Raw genomic sequence first — 23,282 nt, 5'->3', positions numbered from 1 at the left:
CAATGGTATAATTGGTCCAACAAGTTAAGTCAATTATACTAACTTATCAGAAAAATTCAATTATTAATTTAATTATTTTTTCATTATTGATTAATAGATTTTAGGTCTGTTACATTTAGAAAAGTGAATGAGGCCTATTTTGAAAAGAGGTTACGGGGAATGTCGGAGAAAAAAAAGACCTATCTGGTTTTAGTAGATAAAATTATAGAATGCTATTTAGGAGGAACTCTCAAACCGGGTGAAAGACTGCCTTCAGAAAGAGAATTGGCAGGCCAATTTAATGTCAGCCGGACAACCATCAGAGAAGCCCTGAGAACCATGGAACTGAACGGGCTCATCGATATCCGCCAGGGAGGCGGAAGCTACGTTAAAGTCTCAGATGTCCATTCAAGAAAAGAGGAAATCATCACAGCTGTCAAAGTAGAAAATCCGCTAGTATATGAAATGCTGGAGCTCAGGCGTGCACTGGAAGTCGAATCCTCCTTCCTTGCTGCCAAAAGAGCCACTTCGGCAGACCTGGAGAAGCTGCGTATAGCTTTGAATCATATGGCTCTGTCCAAACAAGACCCGGTGTTAGGGTTAAAAGCCGACCTTGACTTCCACATTGGGATTGCCGAGGCTACCCATAATTCGATTTTCATTGAATTGATACATACCCTCAAAGGACATATGGAAGATACCATTAAGGCTACACAGAATCATCGCTTTAAGGATCCCTCTCGTTACGAGGATACAATGGAAGAGCATAAGGAAATTTATCTGGCTATTGCCTCTGGGAATGGGGATAGAGCGAAGGAGTTGATGGAGGGGCATATTACGAAGATACGGGAAGAATTGGTGGCGTCGATGGTGTTTAGGATAGGAAAATGAAAAATGATAAGTTCCCTGCCCCTTTTATTGAAAAAACCGGTGTGTAAGAAAAATCTCCAAAAGTGCCTGCCCCAGTTTTAAAAACCAACCGGGGCAGGCACTTGTTTTCTCCCGCTCCATATTCGGACTTAGAATGCTTTTCGCTGATAAATAACTGTAGTAACTCCCCAGGAAACCGCATAGAAAGTTAAGATTACAGCTGCTGCTCCCATATATAAAAGCTGGGTGGATAGACTGAAAATAAAATCTGTAATCACCGTTAGGTTTTCGTTAATAAACGACACAATAGGCCCAGATAGATATGTTAAAAGCAGGAAACTTATAAGAACGACAGTAGTAATATAGCCTGATTTAAATAGATGAAATAACGGGAAGGTAAACGCAGCAAATAATAAAAATAAGCCACTGCCAATTGCAATATCAGTAATGGAAAAAGGTTTATTAAAAGCCAGCAAAGCCAAACTTGCGATCCCAGTTGAAAGAATCATATATAGGAGTGCACCAAGATAGCGCGATGCGATAATTTCCCTGCGTGTGTATGGCAAGGAATTTAACAATATATTGGTCTCTGCTTTTTCATCATAAGCATAAGTGTTAAATGGAATGAAGATACTTGCAACCAGAAAAATTAGAGCAGGCTGAGCCCCCATTATAATAAAGAATAAGATAAAAGGAATAAAGATTAACAGCTGTCTTTTCTGGAGGATAACATCACGTCTGATTAAATTAAACATGGTGTACGCCCCCTTTAAAGGAATACATAATATCTTCCAGAGAAGCGCGTTCAATGACAACTGTGTTTCCGAACGTATTTTTCACCGCATTGACATTGGCAGTTAAGGCCTGGAATCCCGTTGGTGCACGATGAATATGGACAAACTCTTTTTCCGTGTCTCGATCCAGGAGGTCCAATCCGCCTTTAACAAGTGCATAGTTTTCAGCTATGTCGTGAATGGACTGATTAAAAACCAGTTTCCCACCCTGCATAAAAGCTATATAATCTGCAATCCGATCTAAATCTGTTGTAATATGCGTAGAGAAGAAAATGGTACGGCTGCCATCGATCATCAATTCCTGTAAAAGATCCAGCAGCTCGCGTCTAAAAATGGGGTCCAAACCTGCTGTTGGCTCATCCATAATAATCAGCTCCGCCCGATGTGAAAGTGCTATTGCTAAGGATGCCTTCATTTGCATTCCTTTTGAGAAGGTTTTAATTGCTTTATTAAGAGGCAATCCGAATGTTTCAATGTATTGATCAAACAGTTCATCATCCCAGTGTTTGTAAGCTGGTGCTACAATACGTTTGATATCTCTCAAGTTCAGTCCTTCAAAAAAGACATTTCCATCGTACACAAAACCAATGCGCTCCTTGATCGCCTTCTCATGATTCTTGTAATCCAGCCCAAAAATGTTTATTTCCCCGGCATCCGGCTTTAACAGATTCATCATCATTTTGATGGTAGTCGACTTACCAGCCCCATTTGCCCCGATAAACCCTGTTATAAAGCCTTGCTTCACTTGCAAATCAATATTTTTAACTGAAAAATCTTTGAAATGTTTCGTTACATTTTTTAACTCCACTACATTTTCCATATTCTCACTCCTCATATAAAATCTTCATCAATTCCTGCAGTTCATCGAAAGTCAGGCCAATTTCTCTGCTATTGGTAATGACTGCACTCAGCTGCTCTTCAATGACCTTCAGTTTTTTCTCTCTAATTACCTCTAGATTTTGCTCTGCGACAAAAGAACCTTTTCCCACAATGGAATAGATAAAGCCCGCCTTCTCCAATTCCTCGTAGGCACGCTTTGTCGTTATTACACTAATTTGCAGATCTTTTGCAAGTTGACGTATGGAAGGCAATGCAGTACCCTCTTGCAGATCACCTGCTAAAATAGACGATTTAATTTGATTCGTAATTTGTTCATAAATCGGCTCCTTTGAACTGTTGGAAATAATGATTTGCATGCCAATCCCTCATCTCGAAATAAGTGCCATTATTATTGTTACATTTGGATCAAAGTTATTATTTCACACCCTAATATATTGTGTATATACTATATATACACTATACACACGTATTTTGCAATAGTTTCCATTTTGGTGAAGTAAAAAAGCAGGCAACCCTTATTGGGTTCCTGCCTCATCTTTTATAATAAGTTCTGGCTTGACCTGTACTTCCTCTTCCAAATACTTTGTTGTGCTATACCCAAAAAAATCAAGACTTTTAGGAATCACATTATCTCCTAGTATCTTCGTTTTTTGAACAGTAATGAAATGACGCGGCTGTTCCATCTCTTCATACAAATTAGGTGTTATATTTTTCATATCATATTCTTTTCCATTCCTGTCGACAAAGATTCCTTCTTGGTCCATCTCCATCGAAGAATCATTACCCTCCTCAGTCACGATCATGAAATGAAGCGATTCATACATTCGATTCTTAATATCATGATTACTGAAGATAACAGTAGTAGGCTGTCCAATTTCAACCTTATCTATGGAGATCGTACTGCCTGCGTATTCAATGGATTGCGGATATTTCCCGCCTGCATCCAATTTGAAACTTTTCTGATCATCAATTGATAGATTCACACTGTCAAAATGAATCTTTACCTCTTTTGTTTCTTTTTCAAAAAGAGGTTCAAAGTGCGCTTGTAACTTGCTCCACTTTAAATCAGGCTGTCCATGCACGTAGGAACTTCCATATAAATCGGCTTCTACTAATTTATTACTAATCTCCATATCTTTAAAATTCATAATGTCTATCCGCTTTTCCTGCTGTTCGTTTTTGAAACCATACTGCAGGATTGTCGCAGTCGGAGCAAGAATTAGTTTATCCAGTTGAACCGGAACGCCCTCAATTTCTATTTCTTCATCCAATGCATACTCGACAGAAGGCTGTTTTTTTACTGGAATATCAAAGTCCCACTCCCCATTCTCCGGTTCCATATTCACATAAGAATCAGAAGGATCACGGACCAGTTTCATCACCTTATTAATGTTAAGCTTAATGGTACCACTTTCTTTTTTCAGAGGCCTAAGACTAAATTTTCCATGATAGACGTTCTTTTCTTTATTATTTATTTCCGATTCAGTATCAGGAAGATAGAACCTTGGATACGTATTTGCCATCATGATTTCACTTTCGCCCTCTATAAAAACCCCATCATCAAAGTTAATCATATATTGATTATTTTCATTTGCATCTTCAATCTCATAAAATATAAGAGTCTGGATATCATCAGCTATTGCACTCTTAATCTTTATTTTCACCCCACCACTTTCTGCTTCCAGGTTCAGCCTTTCACCCACATCCTCCTGCAGAAAGGCACGCAGCTCCTGATTTTCTTCTGTCCAGGTGTAATAAAGCTTTGAAAAGACACCTGAAAAAATCCCTGCAAAAATGGCTAGAACGAATATACTTGCGGCAATTATGCCATTTCTTTTACGTTTATTGTTCTTTTGCTGAATATGCCTTTCCCTTTGTGCAACTCGTTCTTTGATATTTCCAATAAAACCATCAGGTACACGGAATTTCTCAATCGCTTCAGTAAAGCCCACCATAACTTCCTGTAAGGCTGCTAAATCCTCCTGGCAGTCCTGGCAATGATAGATATGCATTTCAAAATCAATTTTTGCGGGCCGTCCGAGGTTTCTCTCCAGATAATCAACGTAAAGCTTTTGGTACTCATTACAGCCGTGATAGTGCTCTCCATATCCCATTCCGTTTCTGAGTGACTGAAGTCCTGATAATAAAAGCTCCTTAACCTGTTCGGAAGAAACCTGAAGAAGCTGTGCTTTTTCGTCCTTTGAAAGTCCTCTTATGTATGTTAAACCTAGTACTTCTCTTTCCTTCTCTATTAACTTTTGAAATTCATGAAATATCTTTTGATGGGAATCACTTTCCTCCGAAGCTTGTAAACTTTTATTAAGAGAAAGTTCCCTGCAGATATGGATAAAAATAGATAAAACCCATATTTCGAAAGATGTGCTGCTTTTAAACCTAGGCAGCTCCTTATGCACCTGTAAAATGGCCAGATAAAAAAGCTCCTCTATCTTGCGTTGATTCCCAAGATAGGACCAGCCAATTGCATATAAGGATCGCTGATGCTGTTCGAACCAGTTAACGATGGATTCTATGTCTTTTACTCTAATCGTCACTGGTAAAATGGGATTATTTTTTACTGGGATGATCAAGACCATTCTCCCCTCTATATATGCCTAATTATTTATATACCTGGCTTTATTATAACGATTAAAGCGATATTATTCACCAAAATTTGGATAAGAAAATCGTGTTCCCTTAGACATATTAAAAAACTCCTTTTGCAGAAGTTCTGCAAAGGAGTTTTCCAATGAAAAGCTATCTATATCCCTCAGCATTTGCCGGTTTCCCCGCCTCCTGGACCTCCACCAGATATCTGAAGGCATCCGGCTGCGAACCGTCCAGATCTTGAAAGTTGTACATTTTAGCCAGCTGGCCACTGGAATAGGAGCCGCCGTTTAACCGTTTTTTATCTGGATCTTTTGCAATGGCACTAATCGCTCTTCCTATATACCTTGGTGTTTCAGAGATCACAAAATGAGGCTCCTTAACGGCAGCATCTCTCCAGTTCTCCTCTGTTACCCCAAACACCTCCAGCATGATTTCCGAACGCATCCAGCCGGGTGAAACAGCAACCGCTGTGCAATCATAAGGAGCAAGTTCATGTGCCAACGCTTTGGCCATCCGGATAACCGAGCTTTTAGCCAAATCATAGAATAGAGACAGACGGTAACGATTTTGATTGTACTCCTCTGTTCCGTCTGTGATTTCGGCAACTAATCCGCCTTTATTTTTGATCAGGAGCGGGAGGGCATAATGACTTGTGATAATATGCGTATCAATCGCCAGACGAAGCATTCTCATCCCCTTCTCCAGGGAATGCTCCCAGACAGGAATATCCCATTCCATCAAATTTTCGCTTCCCCATATATCATTGACGAGGATATCCAGCCTTCCCTGTTCTTTCTCAATTCTTTCAATCAATGACTGCACCTGATCAGGTATCAGATGATCCACTTGGACAGCAATGCCCTTTCCGCCAAGTTCGCTGACTAATTCAGCTGTTTCTTCAATGGTTTCCTTGCGGCCATATTCCGACATCTGATTTCGTGTCGTACGGCCTGTAACATACACAGTCGCACCTGCAGCTCCCAGTTCCATGGCAATGCCGCGGCCAGCTCCCCTTGTTCCTCCGGCTACCAATGCTACCTTGCCATTTAATGATATCATTCCTATCTGCCCCCTTTTGTGTTATATCTATACTATAATCATTAATGTTGACATCTAATGTCATATTTAACATTTTTATTGTCCAGGAGTGAACAGAATGCGGGCAGACAGACTCATTTCTATATTATTATTGCTTCAAAATAACGAAAGAATGACCACAAGGGAATTGGCAAAAGAATTGGAGGTAACAGAGCGGACCATACACCGGGATATGGAAGCATTAAGTGCTGCAGGCATTCCTGTCCTTGCTGAACGCGGAAAATTTGGCGGATGGAAACTGCTTGAAAAATACAGAACAAATCTTACAGGTTTAAAAGCAGATGAAATCAAAACACTGCTTCTATCCCCTTCTTTCGAGCATCTTGCGGACCTTGGAATCAGTGAGGAATGGAAAGAAGCACGCCAGAAACTCCTCGCGGCCATTCCTGCTCCCCTGAAAGAGGATGTTAAAGACATTTCCAATCGGATTCATATAGACACCAGCACGTGGAGACAAACACCACGGGAAATGAAGTCATTTGGAATAGTCCAGCAGGCGGTATGGGAAGAAAAAAAACTTCAAATTCAATACGAGAAGGCAGGTAAACAAACGAGCGACAGAATTGTTGATCCATTAGGTCTGGTCGCTAAAGGGAACACTTGGTATCTCATAGCTGCTTCTGATGAGAAGATAAAAAGCTATCGTGTTTCAAGAATATTGGATGCCGAATTGATTAATGAGAACTTCAGCAGACCGAATGACTTTGATCTCTCAGGCTATTGGCAGGAATCGAAGCAGAAATTCATTAGCAGTCTGCCTCGGTTTGAGGTAGAAGTGGAGATGTCTCCGTCCATTATTCAGCGGATTAATTTTACTGGGCGATTTGTACAGGTGATGCACATGGATAGCCCTAAGGATGATGGATGGATTTCAGCAAGTCTTTGCTTTGATACTGAACAAGAGGCAAGGGAGTATATACTTGGGTTTGGGGATCAGATTAAAATTGTAAGTCCTGTTTCGCTTAGGAAAAGTGTGGGGGAAATGGCGGAGAGTGTTGTTAATCTATATAAAGAGTATGAGGAATAAGCAGAGAAAAAAGGTTTACTAGATGATCAGCGCCTTTCCCGCAGTCATTTACCGATTAACGCATACCTGGTCAAGCACTAAAATTAAAAACGAGCCTCCTCAACCATTTCTGAGGCTCGTTTTTAATTTTGGCGGAGTCCATTTATACTTTCTAAAGTTAAATTAATTTTGATGTACTATTAACTTTTTAAATAATCTCAGACAGCTTTGCTTTATAGGCTATTTTTATATGTATCACTCCAATTCTTTTCTTCCTTAACTCCTATACTTGATCGCTAGACCTTTTAAGAAGTTTCTGGCAAAATTGTCTAAGCATACTTTATAATTTTTATGTCCCTCTTTTCTTAAAAACGCTCCGAGTTCTCCTTTTGATACGTTTAATCCGGCTTTTTTGAATACATCTATCATGTCCTCTGTTGTTAAAGATAAGGCAATTTTGATTTTCTTTAAAAGGATATTGTTTACATTTGCAGTATTTTCTTTGGATGGTTCTGGCGTATTATTTTGACCTGATTTTGGCTCTTGTTTACCTCTTTTATAAATAATGAAGCCATTCAAAAATGAATTTAACATATTATTTGTCAATTTTATTTGGCTGCCATTCTCTTCTTCATCATCTGACTTTTTCAGGATCTTTACTACATCAGGTACGGACACTTCTACTCCTCCAAGTTTAAAGATCTCTGACATTTCACTATTTTTGATTTCTAACGCATATCTTAATCGGATTAATATATCATTACTATCCATCAACTTACTTCCTCCTATTTTAAAGTGGCCACTGGTCTTTATAGCAACAGGCCCTTTTAACTATCTTAAGTCTATCATCAACGCATCCTCACAATGCATAGATTACGCAAACAATTATTTAATATGTTTTATCACATATAGATAGGCACAAAAAACCGCACAGCATCCCACTATGCGGCAATTATATGTATATTTGGCGGGACCGCCTGGGAATCGAACCCAGCTGACCACACACGGTGGTCACAAGCGGTTTTGAAGACCGTTATGTATTTTCGGTAGGTCATTCCGTTCAATCAACCGATAAGGTCAACGGTCAATCACCCGCATACACAGTCTTCGCCTATTTGTCGATATGGTTTCCGTTCGTCTCTTACGGTTTTATTATAGGCGAAAGGGTCAAGCCTTGTCTATAATTTCTACGTTAATAATGTCCGCAAATTTAATCCGACTGATCGTTCCCAGCTCCGTTTTCAGCCGAACTTCCTTATGTATGGGCTCCAGGTAATGCACGCGCCCTATTTCATCGTAAGTGAATCCGTCGCGCCAAACGGTTAACTTTACCTGCTGCGCAAACTCCATCGCCTCGCAGACTTGCCACTTCATCTTGCCTCTATCGCGGATTGCCATAACGATCAACTCCTTACGGCTAAATTTAACTTAGGCCGTTTATTGTTATCATCATTATAACCGAACATACGTTCTTTTATCTACAAAAAAAAATAGAGCCGCTATATTGCGACCCATCCACTTTTTTCATAAGAGCTTTTTAGTATCGATATAAATTCTATAAATTGAGGGCCACTAAAATCAAATATATCATCATCCTCATAAATCCTTAACCTAATGTGATCACAATTTTTATTTAAATTTAAACAAGTTTTTCCTCTTTTCTTAATAGGGATTTTAGTAATACTTGAGATTTCCATTAAATCAATGTCATCTTTTAATACATTAATAACTACAAATAAATGATCTTCTGCTGTTACTACCATCATCCATTCTTTTTTTAAGTAAGGATTTAAAAAGACAGTAAAACCATCTTTCCGGTTATTTTTAACATTTATTGAATAAGGAATTGATTTTACCAACTCGTCTGCCTTTGTAATTGAAAACATCATTTACCTCCCTCTATTTAAAGATTCCAACTATACTATCCATATATTAACAGCATTTAAAATGCAGTAAAAGAAAAAAGAGCGGGCGATTAAACCCACTCTACGAAACTAGGCAGACGCAACAAGCCCGCCTTTGTATAATTACGAAATTTAACGCGACATCTAGCCGGAGCCGCCAAATACGCAAAGTCGTCGGTCTCATCGCGAACCACAGTCCGATATATCTTCGCTTTTGCATGCGGAGGCACACCGAGCTCCATTACGCCGAGATACTTTCCGGCATCATCAGCGAGTAGCCAGCCGAAGTCTTTCGGTTGCTTGCGATAGCCAGTCACGTAAACATCGGCGTATTGATAGTTAATTACCTTCAGCCATGCGTCCGATCGTTTGCCGACTTGGTATCGTGAGTCTTTACGCTTTAAGACGATTCCTTCAAGCCCTTGCGCTTGGACAGCGTTGTAATAATCTGCACCGTGACCTTCGACGAATTGAACTTTCGAAAGTAAGCCGGAGTCAGTCGGCACCAAGTCTGCGAGCAACTCTTTACGCTCAAGCAACGGCAGGCCAGTTACGCGCTCGCCTTCGCGCTGAAGGACGTCAAAAACTACGAAACTAACAGGCGCGGTCGATTTGCTCGACTGAAACCGACTCATCACCGCTTCAAAATCCGGCTTGCCTTCTTTATCAGTGACGATTAATTCGCCGTCAAGCACGGTACCTGGCGAAAGGTCGAGCGAGTGTAATTCCGGAAACTTGGCGGTTACCTCATTATTGTGTCGCGAATACAGGCGGACTCGTCCGTCAGGACCTACGGAATATATTAAGCGGATGCCGTCGAGCTTCAATTCGGTAATATAGTCCGAACTGTCGAACGGCTCATCCGATTTGTGTAACAACATTGGCGATATGAACAACGTAATTCACCTCGCCTTTAATTTTATCGCGAATAAGACTTTCGTAGGTTAGTAGATTAATGGAAAGTGATTGATTTAGTATAACATTTGAATTATAGTTAAATATAGCAAATTTGTAAATTTCAGGAGATGGTTATTTGAGCTTTGTATCTGTTGTTGCCACTGAGTTGTTTATTTGTGTTATGTCTGACGGAAGGGTCACTAAAGGGGAAAATATCATTCAAGAAGATTATTGTAAATTTAAAACATTTAAAAACAATAACGTTTTTATTGCTATAACCGGTAGTAAAGAGCACGGGGAGTATGCTATGAGTATTGCAGAAGATGCTTTAATAAAAGGAAATGATATAAAAAACGTTTCTGAAACTATACAACAAATACTCAATAGGGACATACCTTATCAAGAAGAGAGAAAAATACTTGTTAATATGGCCATTGGTGGCGTAACGCAGAATAATAAAATTCAATATTACACGATTTCCAACAAGCATCAATTAGAAGGCTACGAACCCAAAGGCATAAGGGTAAATTATTCTTTTTTAGAAAGCCCAGAGTTGGAAAAGCAAAATATCAATATAGATCCAGTATTTGAAAAGTTGTTTAAACAAAAGGAAGATATTGACCAGATTCATATTTTAGACTGTCAAAAAAAGTTGAATGACTATGTTGCTTCTCTAGATAAAACGGTAAATTCAAATACCTATTCACATGTAATATATAAGCAGGGGATATTTTAAAAATACAAGAGCGCGCACTCTTTTTGTGGTCGCTCTTTTTCTATTTATTTATTTCCCATTTTAAACTTCAGACAACCGGTTCAATTACTCAAAATGAGCGTTAACACTTATCGATCTTTCTTCATCTTCTACCTGATACCACTCTGTTCCCTCGTATTCCTCTCTAACCACGTCACTGAAGTTTAACTCCTTCGACATGGATTTCGTAATTGTCTCCGCTTGAGCCTTTGAAAGTTCGTATAGCGTTATACTGATGTCGGGAGTTACCCCGTATTCCTTTACGAAAGCCTCCTGGAAATCCTCCAGCGAATCTACGCTTGAGTTACCTGAATTGCCTCCGCCTGTAACAAGTAACGTTATAACAATGGACGTAACCGCAATAATTGCTACCGATAAAAGAATAATCACGTTCTTATTTAACTCATTCACTTTCGCCAACATTTGAACCGCCTCCTCTTATTTTTATTTACTCTTACGCAAATTATATCTCATAAGTTTCATTAATTGTAAAAAATTTCTAGCGTCATTCCTTCGTCATATAAGCGTTATATGTACGCAATAGCCCTACGAAAGATTCTACATTTCGCATGACTATCGCAAATATTTCGTTATTTATTCGGGTTGTGCTTAGCGAAAAAGAAAGCAGTAATCGAAGACAGCGCGCCAATTAGCGCAACAATCAGTTGATTCACTACGTCATTATTTTCGCGAAATACAAACAGTGCTACGGAAATCACCGTCACAATAACGAAAGCAAATACGTATTCAAACTTAATTCTGTCGAACATTTATTTCGCCTCCTTATTTTACACGTAGTCTCTGACCGACGTATATCTTGTTTACGTTCGCCAGCTTATTCCACGATTTAATATTCGCCTGACTTACGCCATACTTAACGGCAAGCCCCGAAACTGTGTCTCCGCTTTTAACTACGTGATATTTAACAGCAGACTTCGCCTCTGATGCTGGCGCCTTTCCGCTAACCTTCAGCTTTTGACCTGCGTAAATTACATTCGGATTCTTAATACCGTTTAACGCCTGGAGTTTCTTAACGGTTGTTTTATACTTCGCAGCGATTCCGGAAAGCGTGTCGCCTGACTTAACGGAATAAGTCGAAGTAGCTTGCGCAGTTTCCTTTTTCGGCGCAGAGGCTTTCGGCTGTTCCTTGACGACGACCTCGCCAACTTCTGCGATTTCTCCGCCGCCTACGAACCATTCCAACGGCTTGTTTCCGACCAATACGTTAAGGTCAAGTCGGCTTCCGAACCAACTAACGCGCCCATTATCGGTGTACTGCCAAATGTCGCAAGAGTAGTCCGGCTTCAAATTCGGCGTGCCGTCGTTCTTTCCATATCGCGGTATCCATAAGAAGTCCGCCTTAACGCGATCCATTCCGTAAGGCTTATAAAAATGATGGCCGGTATATAAGCCGGTCCTCCAGCCCGCAGCTTTGCACGCATCGATGAACGCTTGGCTTGCGTCAACAATTTCGCTCTTTGGCGTTGTTAATTCTTCAACATCTAGTACGAGAAACCTTGCGTCCTTATCGATTCGCGCCAGAAAGTCACGCGCCTCTACCTTCGCATCTGCTACGCTAACAAAGCGCGCATAGGCGTAATGTGCGAAAGGTATTCCGTGTTTCTTACAATTGGCAACGTGCTTTTTATATTCGCGATCAATCGTTGTCGAGCCGTATTGCACACGGATTATCATTAGCGCAACCTCTTTCGCCGCTTTTGCCCAATCGATTCTGTTTGACGGTTGGTGATGCGAAATGTCTACGATTAGATTTTTCATCAATGCCCGCCTCCCATTTTATTTTTGATATCGCGCAGCTCGTCAATTACGACGTCATACTTATCGCTGAATTTATCCAGTAGATCATGCAGCCTTCCTTCGCGATCCTTATTTGCGCGCATTACATAAATAAGGAGCCAAACGAATAAGATTGCGAATGGCCCCTGTGTTAAAAAATATTTAATTAGCTCCGATTCCATTTTTTAGCCCTCCCTTTTAATAATTTCCGCCTAGTCTGCTCTGAATGAATATACGGGAAATAATATTAGCGTTTATCCTGGCAAGATTGTTAGGCGTAATCTCAACTGTATGCCATTCTCCACGCTTAACCTTTCCGTCAGTGCCCTTCGATAAATAAGGGATGATATCAAGATTTTTTCTAGACAGCGTATTGCCAGAGACCACATTACCATCGACCTTAACAGTTATAGAAGTCGGCAATATTGCATGTTCATAAACCCCGTAAATCAAATCGTGACCATGTCCGGGAATTTCCAGATCATGGACGTGTGGAGCAATTTGGACCGTATGGTTATGGGAAGGCGTTTCAACCGTATGAACGTGGGGGCTAATTTGGACCGTATGGCTATGATTTCCGATCTGGACCGAATGACTATGATTTCCGATTTGGACCGTGTGGCTATGCTCAAACAGGGAACCAGGTATTTGTACTTCATGCTGATGGTATCCCCAATTCTCTGACCCTACCGAATTTTCCGGAACGCCCGTCATCAGGTTGGCTTGCGAGAAAGTTTTGTTTGATGTTGTCGCCGTAGTTCCACCGCCCGCGCTACTCGTGACCGTTGTGCTGCCTCCCGCGCTACTAGTGACCGACTGGCCCCCTCCGCTACTCGATGTAATACTTGATTGCCCTCCTGAACTGGACGTGACAGTCGTACCACCGCCGCTGCTGGTCGTCTTCACTTCGGTTGCTGTCGTCTTTGCTGCCCTACTATATGCCCGGAATTTCTGCGTCTCAAATGTTAAATCTAACGTATTTACGTTTACGAGATCGTCCGGAAGGAAGAAGCGAATAACAGCAGGATGGGTAGAATCGCAGTTATCGTTAAAACCGTGAGAGTCTATTGATAATGACCCTTGCGCAGCTAACTCGTTAACCCTCCGCCTTGTTTCCGCATCAACTTCCGAACCGAATAAATCGCGCTTATTTGCGATTTCGACCGTCAGTCCGTAAGGTTGCGCAACAATGTCCGACTTTGATTCTAGTACGATTGGCGCGTCAAAGGTGCCGAAGTCCGGGTCGACTATCCTGGCGATTCGTCCTTCGCGTATCTTATCGATGTCATCCTTCGATATTCCGTAAAGGTCACCGACTGACACGCGATAACTAACCTTCGGCTCTTTCGATTCGGCCAGTACCGCCTCGACCGTTTCGTAAAGCAAGCCGTCGTTTTCAATCGACCGGTCAACGAAGAAATCCGCGACCAGGCCGTACTTTGCGATTGATTCTGCGTCCTCCACGTACGGCTTGCCTGTCGGATTGACTTTCGTAATGTCCAACTGATTCACGCCTTCGCCATAGCCTAGCGCATACCAGCGATTAACCACAACGGACGGATCGTAGTCGCGTTCGATGCCGCGCATGTTCTTGGCATATCGGATTTCGCACGCAGGCTCAGTCGGCCAGGCTTCGAGGTTCAGCGTCCACGGATAAGCCCTTGTGTCGAACGTCCAGCGTAACGGAATGTCGAACGGCTTGGTTATCGAGAGTAAGGCCGAAATAACATTCGCGTTTTCCCACTTATACGAGAAATAGCGCTCGGCTGCGACCGTGCCTAAGACCCAGTGCTTGACGTCCTGCTTAGCGAGTAAGGAGTTAATCGTGTCGGTCGTGTCCATCGCTTCAGTTACATGCAAGCCGAAAATAACGTCGTCCAACAGCGTTGCAAATACATGCTCGCAATTATACGTGACTGCCTCCGTTGATTCGTTGCGTGTCGTTAGCGATGGGATGATGCGAAATAGACCGATATATTCGCCGGTCAGGTCGTCGGTGATTTCGACGTAGTATAACGGCTGACAGTCGGCGTTCTTCGGGTCGTCTAACGGCAAAATAAAAGAAGCCTTCCAAATTTCGTTGGTTGGCTTCGTGTAAGATATTCCGTATGCGTTTTCGAGGATTGCGACGGGCTGGCGTGATTGGTTAAGGATTTTTATCGTGGCGTCCGCCTCCTTTCGGTTATTCGCCGTTATTTGCGAAAATAAAAAAGGAACCCAGCGAGTGAGTTCCGGTAGAGATTGCGCGTTTTCATCCTATTGTGAAAATTTACTTATCTTGTAGGATTTTCCATTTATATGTCGAATATATCTTTTAAAAGGGGGTGGAGATATGACGACGAAAAGTATTGAAATTAAATGTACAAATAATAAGTGTAATACTTGGTTTACTTCACCGATATTTTTCGGTGACATGAATTCTTTTGATACTTCAACCTTAGTTGGAAACTTAGTGCAGTGCCCAAAATGCCACCAGATGACCGGCTGTAATAAAGAAAACATGAGAGTTCGATCTAATGATGGTGGATTCAGAGGGAAAGATACTTAACTTGTTTTGGACTCATGTTTTCTATGAGTCCTTTTTTTTAAATAACTGTTACTTTACAATATGTTTCGTAGTTATACCCCGTATTACTTGCTTTAATGTAAACAACATTATTCATATCTCGATACGCTAATAATTTTATCGTATTTGTTGTACCTAACGAGGCTATTTCAGTAGGAATTACAGCATTAACGCTAATGTCAGTTGGTGTATATACATCCTTTGTAAACACAGCTTTATGAACCCCGTTAACAATCACTTTATCAAATTCGATGTACTTTGAGATAGGTTGTTGAGAAACCATATTCCATGTCGAAGTTGATAAATTAAATATTGTTGTGTGTGTACTTGAAGTGTTTAAGGTAAATTCCGACCACTTACCAGCGGTACTATCCCAGTATCTTGTTAAACAATCATTAGTTCTATATGGATAAAACTCTTGACGAGCAAACGATAAACTCGGTGATGCAAATGTAAGCAATGTTCCCGCACTCGGGAAACCTAAGTTTTGATATTCCGCTGACCCTATAGTTACCGCGGTTATTCTGCCGCTCGGATAGGTGCCTGGCGTTGTATTAATATTCGGCTTTGTAGTTGATGTATTGTAATCTTTCACAAGACCATCACCTATTATTTGACCATTTGCCCCAACCTGAAAATTCGGTAAGTCAATATAATTACCAAACATGTCGACAGCTTCACGGGATTTTTTAATCTTAACACCTTTTAATTTTGCATATCGAATAACATCTCTCAGCTTTTCGACATCAAAACCGGCATAGTGACAGTGTACCATCATAACCATGAGGCCGTTATTTGAGAATGTTTCATCAATTTTTGTTTTGCATAAGTCAACATCGTGTGTACCATCTGATTTATTAAAACTAACACGCATGAGTTTGTACATATCCGGCATAGGTGGGTAGTTAATTGTACTTGTTCCACCATCAACATAAAATGCAGCGCGATAGTACTTAGAAACTAATTTTTCCCTCATTTGCTGTGTAGTTGAGCCAAACGGATATACCAGTATTTCTGCCCCTTCAAAACCATTGTTTAAAAGAATTTCTCGTGATTTTCTTAGTTCAAACTCTTGTTCTTCTTCCGGTAATTCGGCAGTATATTGGTGTGTATGTGTGTGTGAAACAACCTCCATTCCATTTGATTCAATTTCTTTTAATTGAGCCATCGACATATGGTTGCTACCGTTGTCAATACGTGAGGTGATAACTGCACTTACAACCGGTACACCTTCTGCTAAAGCCATTGGATAAACATTCTCATAAAATAGAGGGTTACCATCGTCATCAATAATAACAAGAGTTGGCTCTAACTTTTTGTTGTTTAATATAGTTGCATAAAAAGACCTGTCACTTAATACTTTCGTAGTTTCCGCCAATTGTGCGTCAGTATCGTTAAGTCTTCCTTGCAATGTCGGGAAGGAAGTTCCATCTGCTTTAACCCTCGCCTGTGCAGCTTCAACAGATGAATCCCCCTCAATAACAACCTGGTTAAATTGCTCCTGAACACTGTCCGCTTTTGTTTCTGCCGCGCTTGCGGTGTTTTTCGCCTCATTACCCAACCTCTGCGCTTCTGATATTGCGACGTTAGCTGAATCTACCGCACTTGTTGAGTTTGCTAATGCCTCGTTACTATTATCAATTGCGCTATTCACTTTCGGATACATTTGCCGCAGCGTATCCGTACCTAAAATCTTAGGAGCGTCTGCCATTGCGTAACCTCCTCGTTACAAGTATTTATGCGAAAATTTAAATGTCATCGTTAGATTTGCGTTATCAGCCGTTATAACTAACGGATTGGAACCCGGCATTAATTCGAGGAAGTCACCTTCGAATTTACTTAACGTACTTACGCCGCCTTGCTTGACGCTGTAGTTTTCTCCGCTAATCACAATCGTCGAGTTAATTGCGTTAACAAAAAACGTTTTTCCATTTGCCGTATTCCAGACGACGATATTGTCAGCCGTCCCTTCGATTGTAATGTCCGGCCTAACCACAGCAGTCCCGTCGTTAATCACGTCAAATTGCGTGTTGCCTTTCACGGTATATTTGTAGGTCGCATCGAGCGTAATGTCTGACAGAACCGGAATGTCCGTATCCATAATGATTTCGTCGCTCGGCACGATAAACTTCGCCATCGGATCGTACGCAACAAAAGGAAGCGCAAACGAACCGACCGAAAAGAAGCGCTCTGGCACTAAATCGCCCGCAAACTTAACCGCATAATATTTGTCGGCCTCATAGTCGAAAGTCAGTCGGATTTCCCTCGGCTTGCCATACGCGTCCAATAAAAAAGCAACGAACTGTCGTAGTCGCTGCTGAAGTGTTGCCGTATCTAATTCGCGAATGATTCCGCATTCGAATGAGAAATTGCGCTGTCCTAGCGTTGAGCCGAAGTGATACAGCCCGTGCCGTCCCGGAATCTCTAACGTAATGTCGCGGGTCTGGGGCGAGGCAGGATGAACGTCCGGGCTTAAAATCTCAATTCCGAAATCGCTTAACGGCTTTCCGTCGAGTTTAATTGTCATCGTAAACCACGCCCCCTTTTCGCTTCTGTCTTCTTGCGCTCTAATGCGTCGGCTAGACGGTCAACGTCCGCTTCTTCCCGTACAACTAATTGCGCGATATTGATTTCGGTCTTGTCGACTGTGCCTTGCGAAGAATCGGCCGTCTTTTGCGTAAACCCTGCGTCAATCATCCGCATAAGGTTCGACTGTTGCGCTTCCGTCAGCACCATTTCATTGCGCAGTAACCGCGTATCAATTTCGTTATGATTCGGCATGCTTGCGAACTGTGACGCTAGGCCGCCCGTATGAAGCTTCGGCATTTGACCGCGGCCGACGATGCCTCCGGTGTGATAAAGATGCTCCGGAATACGTCCGGATTGACCCGGCTTGGTTACTTGCGCATAACGCCGCTCTTGGATTATGACGTCTTTATAAATCGTTGAACCTAACGTACTGTTCATTACTTGAGCACGTCCGATGATGTCGTTAATGCGCGACCGTGCTGTATTCAGTCCGGAAATTTGACTATCAATAGCCGCAACTGATCGGCGATACTCTTCGGTATTGCGCTCTGCTGCCGGAGTGTTATTCTGCAACTTCTGCTTTTGCGTTTCGAGTTTAGATATGGCGCTATCAATTTGCTGAATTTCCTGGCCTCGTTTAGCGTTAATTCCGACTTGCTTTAATTCCAGTTCGACCATTTTACGCTTAACTTCGTCTAATTTGCCGATTTGAGTTTGGACTTTTTGTATTTCTTGCTCACTTTGCTGGAGGTGTTGCCATTTTTCTTTAGTTTGGTCCTTTAAATCTTGAAGCTTTTTCTTCTCGAGTGCGATATTGAACTCGATCTTCCTTGCCTCTCCGTCCTTACCCTCAGCAATAGCCTTTGCTAATTCTCTTTCAAGCTCTCCAATCGTTTTTCGCTGAGTCTCTGCGGCCTTGTCGATATCGAGCATATCCTTTTTTAGTTGCTTCTGTTCGTTAAGCAAATTCTTTTCCTTTAGCAAATATCTATCCATGTTAGCTTCAGCTTTGGCGCGTTGAGCTTCCAATTCAAGGCGAATCAACTCGTACTGTTCTGCGTTATATTTCTTTGCTGCGTCAGTATTGCCGAGTAAGACATTACCTTGCTCAGTAAGGACCGAGCTGGAATCCGGAACGACATCGAGGATTTGTCCGTTTAATTCAACCATACGGTTAAGTTCCTCATTTGTAAGACCGCTTTTCTCTTGTAGCTTCGCCTGCTCGTCTTTCAACCCGGCAATCACTTTAGGATCAGCCGTCTTGCTAATCTCGCTGTTAATATCCACAAAGCGAGCAAGTTCATCACTAGTCAGGCGCGATTTAGCCGAAAGCTTATCGTATTCCACGATATTAGCATCGAGCGCATCTACTTGACTCATCATCGCCTGAGCGTTTTCTAACGTTACCTCTCGCATGCTTTCCGTTTGTATTTTAGTGGCCGCTATCATACCGCCTAATATTGAGATGCCGGTGATTGCCGCTCCGACCGGAGTTAGCGAGAACGCCCTCATTGCGAGGCCTAACTTAGTAAGAGCGCTTATTGTAAATCCGATAGCCGCTGTAGTTCCCGCAAAAGCCGCAGCCGATTTCACTACGGACATATCCATCTCACCGAATCCACTTACTATTTCAGCGCCTTCTTTCGCCAGGTCAGTAAGAACGGGTAAGAACTCGTCGCCTACCTTAATACCCACTGACTCAATTGCGCCCATTAGTTCGTCAACAGCGCCCTTCAAGTTATCCTTCATAATTGCCGCTGCTTCCTGTGATGCCCCAGAGGAATTTTCAAGAGCGTCAGTGAATTCGTTTAACTGATCGACTCCGCCTTCTAAAATAGTCATCATTCCGGCAGAGGCTTCCGTGCCGACGAGTTTTGCAACGGTCGCAACTTTCTCTGCTTGCGTCATGCCTTCCGTTGCTTTCGTTAAATCCGCGAACATTGCCGCAAGACTTTTCGCTTCTCCGTTGCTATCCTGCATAGAAAATCCGATTTCTTTCATGATCTTCTCTTGCGCTTTGGCCGGATTATTCAGCGCTATTAATGCCGCTCGCAAGGCTGTACCGGCATTTGATCCGTCCAGTCCGGAGTCTGTCATAATACCGATTGCCGCCGCTACTTCCTCGATTTCTATGCCGAGTGTATTGGCAATCGGACCGACGTATTTGAAGGCGTAGCCCATATCGTCCATACTTGCCGCACTTATATTCGCTGCTTTCGCTAAAATATCCGCGACTCTTGACGCTTCAGCCGCTTCGAGTTGGAATCCGTTCAATGCGGAAGAAACAACGTCAGCAGTCAGCGCTAGATCACTTCCGGACGCCTCGGCCGCTGCGATAACGCCTGGCATTGCCTCGATTATCTGCGTAGCATTAAAGCCTTTTGCCGCCATGTCTTCGAATGCAATAGCGATTTCTGAAGCCGATTTTGACGTGCTGGCTCCGAGGTCAAGTGCCGCTTCCCGTAGGTTGCCGAACTCTTCGTCTGTGGCGCCAGATATTGCTTTAACACGGCTCATTTGCGCTTCGAAGTCTGCCGCTGTTTTAACGCTTGCCCCGATGGTTGCCGCTAAAGCGCCTCCGACTGCAAGTGCTGCGGTTTGTATACGGCCGAGGTCAGTCGATACATTTTGCGCAGAGTTTCCTAACGATTGCATATCTTCGTTGGCCGATTCTACCGCTTGCGACCATTGCTCCGTAGAAAGCACCAATTGCGCTTCAATTTGGCCTACGTTTGCCATCTATTCGCCTCCTCTCTAACCGCCAAGCCCTTGCGTAAATGCCCGCAACTCTTCGAACTTCTGGCGGTTGAATTTCGTCTCTTGCTTAACGCCAGTCGCCCGGCTGATATTCTGCATGTATTTCTTCGTTTCCGCGTCGTCTAAGCCGCGATTATTCGTGGCCAGTACCATGTACGCATCTTCTAGTCGCTCCACGGCATTATACCTGCGCTTCTGCTTCATTAACTCTGCCAGGTCGACCATATAGTATCCGGTCTCCATTTCGACTTGAGTTACGCCAAGCACTACGGAAGCTTCGATAAGGAAGTCGTCGATTGATTTCGATTCGCCCTCCGCCTCTATTCCTTCGCTTTCGGCAATTTCGGCAGAAGGCTCTGGACGTTTTTTGCAACGGAATCAAGACGGTTGCGTTTGACGGTCTTTGCGAGGTACTCAATCTGCTCGTCAATGCCGACATTTTCGAGGATATATTCGTAGTCAATTCCGCTAAGAACTGCAACAACGTGCGCCACTTCATCAAGCGCTAGGTTGAACGCTGTGAGGACGTATGCGTAGAAGTTATCTTGCGGCGCTGTAAGTACTTGAACGACTAGGCCCGGCAACTTATCGACTGCTTCGAAAAGCTGGCGCCATTTTACAATCGTTAATTTCTCTATTCGAACGCGCTTGTCGCCGAGATACATTTCATTCTCGTTTAGCGTTGTAATTTTCGCCTTTAGTTTGTTAAACACGGTGTTTTACACCTCCCGGATAAATAAAAAAGGGCGCCCGAAGGAGCCCCACTATAATTACGCCTGTGCAGTATCGTCACCAAGAATATATAATTCTCCAGTATCAACGTCCGGATATCCAAAGAACGTAATGTTTTGAACCCTTTCATTATCACTGTCATAAGTCAATTCGCTATCAGCCATAGCTCCCGCCTGAGGAATAGTGACCCAGTCGTTGGGTGTAGTGCCTGGGGATGTCGGTTTGATAACAAGTTTCTTAGCAGAGTTTAAAAGGTCAAATCCTGCTTCTCCTTTAACCACAAGCTTCTTTTTAGTTGCGTCTGTAGCATCCGTAATAAGCTGGCTGTTAGGAGTTACTTTAGAAAGTTTATCTAGGTCATGCAGAGCGAATGGGACGGTTGCTTGACACGTCCTTCCCTTCAGAATAGATTTAACCGGTGTATCACCGTATTGATCTACTGTGATGTCTTGTTTGTTAGTCGTAGACTGAAAAACGATTCCGCCTTTTGTAATGTCGAATGTCACCATATCCGCGCCTTCGCCATACTCGACGATAGCCGGTCCGATAGGTACGTTAATTCCCGCCATTTGTTTTCCTCCTCAGTTAAAATAAAAACGCCGGCACCTACGGGCGCACGACGCAATCAAAATTCATCGAATATATTGGCCGGTTGTTCTCGTCATTTCCGATAAACAACGGCACGCTATTAATCGCGCGAATCACAACGACCGACTCGCTGCCGATCATGACTTCGCGCAAGTTCATTAACGCTTCATGTATCTCATATGCACGCGCCTCTACCTCCGCCTGACCTGTCGCCTTTCCTCGCACAAGTATCTGAAAAGACGGCTGCTTCTTGCCGGTCCATTGGCTCGGCGGAAACCCGCCCGTCAACTTAACGACGCTACAATCGTCCGCGACCGCAGTTGAAATCGGAAACGCGTTCGGATAGTAAACGCCAGGGACCCGCGCCTTAATGAACGTTATTAATTCGAGTATTTTCACGTTTAATCACCTACCGCATCTCTAACTTCTTCCGCAATCCAGCGAACGTATTTCTCCGATTCGCCGCGCAGAGGTCGTTCGAGGTATTTGTTGCCGACTGGATAGCCGTCTGTACCTGGCGCTTGTCGCGATTGCTCGCCGAGGTTGTATTCGCCTTCGTGAATCCAAAGGCCGTAGTTAAAGCCGTTCTCGACCGCACGAAACGAAACTTCGCCGACTATCTTGCCGGGCGATTGCGTTACTTCCGCTTGGCCTGACCGTCTTAAATCGCTGGAATCAATCGGTGCAATATCGACGGCAATCCGCTTGAGGTCGTCGACCGAATCCTGCACGCCGTTCCTTGCCGCTTGTAAGATACCGATAGAAGCCGTCTGCATATTCGCAACAACACCGTTATAGTTAAACTGTAAGCTTCCACTCATATAATCACCTCGGTCAACATCGGCTTCCCTGATGGACCGCGCTTTACGTTGATTTCCTTCGGCGTGCGCTCAATTGTTTGGCCGAGTTCATTCGTAAAGCTAATCTTGTCAGTTTCGCGAATGTCTGCGAGCTTATCGAGCATGATGCGCGCTGTTGCGACTATGGTTTCGCTACTTGTCGTGCCCGCCGACCGGTACTGCCGTAGTTGCGAGCCTTCGTCGATACGGCATTTTAGAGTAAGCTGTTCGCCTGGCATCGGGTTGCCCCAATCGTCGAGGCCTCCGCCACGTTTGACCGTGATGGTTTGACGCATTGCTATGACGGGCATTAGCGAACACTCCTTCCGACCCTGCGAGCCGAAAGCTTAACGCCATTTGCTTCGCCGATTAAGTCGTAAACAGCTTGCGTAATAAATGCGTCTAGCTGACGACTTTGCGTATCTTTGAAGTTCCACGATCCTACACCGGTTATTGAGAAGCCCGCGATACCTTGATTGTTCATCCGGTTCGTATCGTTGAAGGCAATTGCTAGTGAGGCCGCAAGTTCATAGACAGCGTTGTCCGGAATGGTGTATTGCTTGTATTTATTCGTCAACGTGCGAATTGCGACGTTTAGTACGCGTTGCTTTTTCTCTGAATCAGAATCGTTCCAATCTTCGATATCGATAACATTCGCCTGGATATAAGCGTCAGCATCCGTTATGTTTAGCGCCATTAGCGCTCACCTCCTATTTACCGGAGGC

The 23,282-nt window shown here is 43.0% G+C and carries 28 protein-coding genes; 4 read left to right on the top strand and 24 right to left on the bottom strand.

Features of this window, described 5'->3' with window-relative positions:
- Positions 1 to 159: 159 nt before the first annotated feature.
- Positions 160 to 870 (top strand): FadR/GntR family transcriptional regulator, encoded by a 711-nt coding sequence (locus tag AC0VZ9_RS11305; protein WP_192908516.1) that lies wholly within the window; start codon positions 160 to 162, stop codon positions 868 to 870.
- A 128-nt stretch (positions 871 to 998) separates the two neighbouring features.
- On the opposite strand, the gene AC0VZ9_RS11300 is transcribed toward AC0VZ9_RS11305, so the two are convergent.
- The 5 genes from AC0VZ9_RS11300 to AC0VZ9_RS11280 form a co-directional block, all read right to left on the bottom strand.
- Positions 999 to 1,604: an ABC-2 transporter permease gene (locus tag AC0VZ9_RS11300; RefSeq protein ID WP_192908515.1), complete on the bottom strand. Its 606-nt coding sequence runs from the start codon at positions 1,602 to 1,604 to the stop codon at positions 999 to 1,001.
- Positions 1,597 to 2,463, bottom strand: coding sequence for an ABC transporter ATP-binding protein (locus tag AC0VZ9_RS11295; protein WP_009330542.1), 867 nt, complete (start codon positions 2,461 to 2,463; stop codon positions 1,597 to 1,599). Before AC0VZ9_RS11295 ends, AC0VZ9_RS11300 begins: the two co-directional genes overlap by 8 nt.
- 4 nt (positions 2,464 to 2,467) lie before the next feature.
- Positions 2,468 to 2,839 (bottom strand): GntR family transcriptional regulator, encoded by a 372-nt coding sequence (locus AC0VZ9_RS11290; RefSeq protein ID WP_009330543.1) that lies wholly within the window; start codon positions 2,837 to 2,839, stop codon positions 2,468 to 2,470.
- A 159-nt stretch (positions 2,840 to 2,998) separates the two neighbouring features.
- The gene (locus AC0VZ9_RS11285) at positions 2,999 to 5,077 is read right to left on the bottom strand and encodes a DUF4179 domain-containing protein (RefSeq protein WP_475397403.1); all 2,079 of its coding nucleotides are present in this window, start codon (positions 5,075 to 5,077) and stop codon (positions 2,999 to 3,001) included.
- 160 nt (positions 5,078 to 5,237) lie between these two features.
- The gene (locus tag AC0VZ9_RS11280; protein ID WP_192908512.1) at positions 5,238 to 6,149 is read right to left on the bottom strand and encodes an SDR family oxidoreductase; all 912 of its coding nucleotides are present in this window, start codon (positions 6,147 to 6,149) and stop codon (positions 5,238 to 5,240) included.
- Between the two features lie 97 nt (positions 6,150 to 6,246).
- On the opposite strand from AC0VZ9_RS11280, the gene AC0VZ9_RS11275 reads away from it, so the two are divergent.
- On the top strand, positions 6,247 to 7,215 hold the full coding sequence (locus AC0VZ9_RS11275; protein ID WP_192908511.1) for a helix-turn-helix transcriptional regulator: 969 nt from the start codon (positions 6,247 to 6,249) through the stop codon (positions 7,213 to 7,215).
- A 255-nt stretch (positions 7,216 to 7,470) separates the two neighbouring features.
- On the opposite strand, the gene AC0VZ9_RS11270 is transcribed toward AC0VZ9_RS11275, so the two are convergent.
- The 4 genes from AC0VZ9_RS11270 to AC0VZ9_RS11255 all read right to left on the bottom strand — a co-directional run bounded on the left by AC0VZ9_RS11270 (position 7,471) and on the right by AC0VZ9_RS11255 (position 9,994).
- On the bottom strand, positions 7,471 to 7,965 hold the full coding sequence (locus tag AC0VZ9_RS11270) for a YehS family protein (protein ID WP_019381961.1): 495 nt from the start codon (positions 7,963 to 7,965) through the stop codon (positions 7,471 to 7,473).
- Positions 7,966 to 8,361: 396 nt separating this feature from the next.
- Positions 8,362 to 8,592, bottom strand: a complete 231-nt coding sequence (locus tag AC0VZ9_RS11265) for a YolD-like family protein (RefSeq protein WP_475397402.1) — start codon at positions 8,590 to 8,592, stop codon at positions 8,362 to 8,364.
- A gap of 101 nt (positions 8,593 to 8,693) precedes the next feature.
- Positions 8,694 to 9,083 (bottom strand): hypothetical protein, encoded by a 390-nt coding sequence (locus AC0VZ9_RS11260; protein ID WP_475397401.1) that lies wholly within the window; start codon positions 9,081 to 9,083, stop codon positions 8,694 to 8,696.
- Between the two features lie 86 nt (positions 9,084 to 9,169).
- Entirely contained in the window at positions 9,170 to 9,994 is an 825-nt protein-coding gene (locus tag AC0VZ9_RS11255) for an ATP-dependent DNA ligase (protein ID WP_475397400.1), read from the bottom strand.
- 137 nt (positions 9,995 to 10,131) lie between these two features.
- Here AC0VZ9_RS11255 and AC0VZ9_RS11250 point away from each other — a divergent pair, with 137 nt between their 5' ends.
- Entirely contained in the window at positions 10,132 to 10,731 is a 600-nt protein-coding gene (locus AC0VZ9_RS11250; protein WP_475397399.1) for a hypothetical protein, read from the top strand.
- 84 nt (positions 10,732 to 10,815) lie between these two features.
- On the opposite strand, the gene AC0VZ9_RS11245 is transcribed toward AC0VZ9_RS11250, so the two are convergent.
- The 5 genes from AC0VZ9_RS11245 to AC0VZ9_RS11225 form a co-directional block, all read right to left on the bottom strand.
- Entirely contained in the window at positions 10,816 to 11,172 is a 357-nt protein-coding gene (locus AC0VZ9_RS11245; RefSeq protein WP_475397398.1) for a hypothetical protein, read from the bottom strand.
- A 167-nt stretch (positions 11,173 to 11,339) separates the two neighbouring features.
- Positions 11,340 to 11,519, bottom strand: coding sequence for a hypothetical protein (locus tag AC0VZ9_RS11240; protein WP_019381954.1), 180 nt, complete (start codon positions 11,517 to 11,519; stop codon positions 11,340 to 11,342).
- A gap of 13 nt (positions 11,520 to 11,532) precedes the next feature.
- Positions 11,533 to 12,528, bottom strand: coding sequence for a LysM peptidoglycan-binding domain-containing protein (locus AC0VZ9_RS11235; protein ID WP_475397397.1), 996 nt, complete (start codon positions 12,526 to 12,528; stop codon positions 11,533 to 11,535).
- Positions 12,528 to 12,728 (bottom strand): BhlA/UviB family holin-like peptide, encoded by a 201-nt coding sequence (locus AC0VZ9_RS11230; protein WP_475397396.1) that lies wholly within the window; start codon positions 12,726 to 12,728, stop codon positions 12,528 to 12,530. The genes AC0VZ9_RS11235 and AC0VZ9_RS11230 overlap by 1 nt, the downstream gene beginning before the upstream one ends.
- Before the next feature lie 16 nt (positions 12,729 to 12,744).
- Entirely contained in the window at positions 12,745 to 14,649 is a 1,905-nt protein-coding gene (locus tag AC0VZ9_RS11225) for a phage tail spike protein (protein ID WP_475397502.1), read from the bottom strand.
- 229 nt (positions 14,650 to 14,878) lie between these two features.
- Here AC0VZ9_RS11225 and AC0VZ9_RS11220 point away from each other — a divergent pair, with 229 nt between their 5' ends.
- A complete protein-coding gene (locus tag AC0VZ9_RS11220) occupies positions 14,879 to 15,094 on the top strand; it encodes a hypothetical protein (RefSeq protein ID WP_475397395.1) in 216 nt (71 codons plus the stop codon).
- Between the two features lie 37 nt (positions 15,095 to 15,131).
- On the opposite strand, the gene AC0VZ9_RS11215 is transcribed toward AC0VZ9_RS11220, so the two are convergent.
- From AC0VZ9_RS11215 to AC0VZ9_RS11170, 10 genes are all read right to left on the bottom strand, one after another.
- Positions 15,132 to 16,823, bottom strand: a complete 1,692-nt coding sequence (locus tag AC0VZ9_RS11215) for a polysaccharide deacetylase family protein (RefSeq protein ID WP_475397394.1) — start codon at positions 16,821 to 16,823, stop codon at positions 15,132 to 15,134.
- Positions 16,824 to 16,838: 15 nt separating this feature from the next.
- Positions 16,839 to 17,639 carry a phage tail domain-containing protein gene (locus AC0VZ9_RS11210; RefSeq protein ID WP_475397393.1) on the bottom strand — a complete coding sequence of 267 codons (801 nt, stop codon included), beginning with the start codon at positions 17,637 to 17,639 and terminating at the stop codon, positions 16,839 to 16,841.
- The gene (locus tag AC0VZ9_RS11205) at positions 17,636 to 20,380 is read right to left on the bottom strand and encodes a phage tail tape measure protein (RefSeq protein WP_475397392.1); all 2,745 of its coding nucleotides are present in this window, start codon (positions 20,378 to 20,380) and stop codon (positions 17,636 to 17,638) included. The genes AC0VZ9_RS11210 and AC0VZ9_RS11205 overlap by 4 nt, the downstream gene beginning before the upstream one ends.
- A 15-nt stretch (positions 20,381 to 20,395) precedes the next feature.
- Positions 20,396 to 20,623 carry a hypothetical protein gene (locus AC0VZ9_RS11200; RefSeq protein WP_475397391.1) on the bottom strand — a complete coding sequence of 76 codons (228 nt, stop codon included), beginning with the start codon at positions 20,621 to 20,623 and terminating at the stop codon, positions 20,396 to 20,398.
- Positions 20,624 to 20,718: 95 nt separating this feature from the next.
- Complete coding sequence (locus tag AC0VZ9_RS11195; RefSeq protein ID WP_475397390.1) at positions 20,719 to 21,111, bottom strand: hypothetical protein; 393 nt, start codon at positions 21,109 to 21,111, stop codon at positions 20,719 to 20,721.
- A 57-nt stretch (positions 21,112 to 21,168) separates the two neighbouring features.
- Positions 21,169 to 21,699, bottom strand: a complete 531-nt coding sequence (locus tag AC0VZ9_RS11190) for a hypothetical protein (RefSeq protein WP_475397389.1) — start codon at positions 21,697 to 21,699, stop codon at positions 21,169 to 21,171.
- Positions 21,700 to 21,736: 37 nt separating this feature from the next.
- Positions 21,737 to 22,117: a minor capsid protein gene (locus AC0VZ9_RS11185; protein ID WP_475397388.1), complete on the bottom strand. Its 381-nt coding sequence runs from the start codon at positions 22,115 to 22,117 to the stop codon at positions 21,737 to 21,739.
- A gap of 2 nt (positions 22,118 to 22,119) precedes the next feature.
- A complete protein-coding gene (locus tag AC0VZ9_RS11180) occupies positions 22,120 to 22,539 on the bottom strand; it encodes a hypothetical protein (RefSeq protein ID WP_475397387.1) in 420 nt (139 codons plus the stop codon).
- Positions 22,536 to 22,868 carry a hypothetical protein gene (locus AC0VZ9_RS11175; protein WP_475397386.1) on the bottom strand — a complete coding sequence of 111 codons (333 nt, stop codon included), beginning with the start codon at positions 22,866 to 22,868 and terminating at the stop codon, positions 22,536 to 22,538. The genes AC0VZ9_RS11180 and AC0VZ9_RS11175 overlap by 4 nt, the downstream gene beginning before the upstream one ends.
- Positions 22,868 to 23,254, bottom strand: coding sequence for a hypothetical protein (locus AC0VZ9_RS11170; RefSeq protein WP_475397385.1), 387 nt, complete (start codon positions 23,252 to 23,254; stop codon positions 22,868 to 22,870). Before AC0VZ9_RS11170 ends, AC0VZ9_RS11175 begins: the two co-directional genes overlap by 1 nt.
- Positions 23,255 to 23,282 lie beyond the last annotated feature (28 nt).

It is taken from the genome of Cytobacillus sp. QJM3NY_8 (genome assembly GCF_056173585.1).
This window is presented reverse-complemented; position numbering and strand designations above follow the sequence as displayed.

What these genes read in the sequence shown, in the direction of transcription:
- AC0VZ9_RS11305 (WP_192908516.1), top strand. Translation starts at nt 160, where the DNA reads ATGTCGGAGAAAAAAAAGACCTATCTGGTTTTAGTAGATAAAATTATA.
- AC0VZ9_RS11300 (WP_192908515.1), bottom strand. Translation starts at nt 1,604, where the DNA reads ATGTTTAATTTAATCAGACGTGATGTTATCCTCCAGAAAAGACAGCTG.
- AC0VZ9_RS11295 (WP_009330542.1), bottom strand. Translation starts at nt 2,463, where the DNA reads ATGGAAAATGTAGTGGAGTTAAAAAATGTAACGAAACATTTCAAAGAT.
- AC0VZ9_RS11290 (WP_009330543.1), bottom strand. Translation starts at nt 2,839, where the DNA reads ATGCAAATCATTATTTCCAACAGTTCAAAGGAGCCGATTTATGAACAA.
- AC0VZ9_RS11285 (WP_475397403.1), bottom strand. Translation starts at nt 5,077, where the DNA reads ATGGTCTTGATCATCCCAGTAAAAAATAATCCCATTTTACCAGTGACG.
- AC0VZ9_RS11280 (WP_192908512.1), bottom strand. Translation starts at nt 6,149, where the DNA reads ATGATATCATTAAATGGCAAGGTAGCATTGGTAGCCGGAGGAACAAGG.
- AC0VZ9_RS11275 (WP_192908511.1), top strand. Translation starts at nt 6,247, where the DNA reads ATGCGGGCAGACAGACTCATTTCTATATTATTATTGCTTCAAAATAAC.
- AC0VZ9_RS11270 (WP_019381961.1), bottom strand. Translation starts at nt 7,965, where the DNA reads ATGGATAGTAATGATATATTAATCCGATTAAGATATGCGTTAGAAATC.
- AC0VZ9_RS11265 (WP_475397402.1), bottom strand. Translation starts at nt 8,592, where the DNA reads ATGGCAATCCGCGATAGAGGCAAGATGAAGTGGCAAGTCTGCGAGGCG.
- AC0VZ9_RS11260 (WP_475397401.1), bottom strand. Translation starts at nt 9,083, where the DNA reads ATGATGTTTTCAATTACAAAGGCAGACGAGTTGGTAAAATCAATTCCT.
- AC0VZ9_RS11245 (WP_475397398.1), bottom strand. Translation starts at nt 11,172, where the DNA reads ATGTTGGCGAAAGTGAATGAGTTAAATAAGAACGTGATTATTCTTTTA.
- AC0VZ9_RS11240 (WP_019381954.1), bottom strand. Translation starts at nt 11,519, where the DNA reads ATGTTCGACAGAATTAAGTTTGAATACGTATTTGCTTTCGTTATTGTG.
- AC0VZ9_RS11235 (WP_475397397.1), bottom strand. Translation starts at nt 12,528, where the DNA reads ATGAAAAATCTAATCGTAGACATTTCGCATCACCAACCGTCAAACAGA.
- AC0VZ9_RS11230 (WP_475397396.1), bottom strand. Translation starts at nt 12,728, where the DNA reads ATGGAATCGGAGCTAATTAAATATTTTTTAACACAGGGGCCATTCGCA.
- AC0VZ9_RS11220 (WP_475397395.1), top strand. Translation starts at nt 14,879, where the DNA reads ATGACGACGAAAAGTATTGAAATTAAATGTACAAATAATAAGTGTAAT.
- AC0VZ9_RS11215 (WP_475397394.1), bottom strand. Translation starts at nt 16,823, where the DNA reads ATGGCAGACGCTCCTAAGATTTTAGGTACGGATACGCTGCGGCAAATG.
- AC0VZ9_RS11210 (WP_475397393.1), bottom strand. Translation starts at nt 17,639, where the DNA reads ATGACAATTAAACTCGACGGAAAGCCGTTAAGCGATTTCGGAATTGAG.
- AC0VZ9_RS11205 (WP_475397392.1), bottom strand. Translation starts at nt 20,380, where the DNA reads ATGGCAAACGTAGGCCAAATTGAAGCGCAATTGGTGCTTTCTACGGAG.
- AC0VZ9_RS11200 (WP_475397391.1), bottom strand. Translation starts at nt 20,623, where the DNA reads ATGGTCGACCTGGCAGAGTTAATGAAGCAGAAGCGCAGGTATAATGCC.
- AC0VZ9_RS11190 (WP_475397389.1), bottom strand. Translation starts at nt 21,699, where the DNA reads ATGGCGGGAATTAACGTACCTATCGGACCGGCTATCGTCGAGTATGGC.
- AC0VZ9_RS11180 (WP_475397387.1), bottom strand. Translation starts at nt 22,539, where the DNA reads ATGAGTGGAAGCTTACAGTTTAACTATAACGGTGTTGTTGCGAATATG.
- AC0VZ9_RS11175 (WP_475397386.1), bottom strand. Translation starts at nt 22,868, where the DNA reads ATGCCCGTCATAGCAATGCGTCAAACCATCACGGTCAAACGTGGCGGA.
- AC0VZ9_RS11170 (WP_475397385.1), bottom strand. Translation starts at nt 23,254, where the DNA reads ATGGCGCTAAACATAACGGATGCTGACGCTTATATCCAGGCGAATGTT.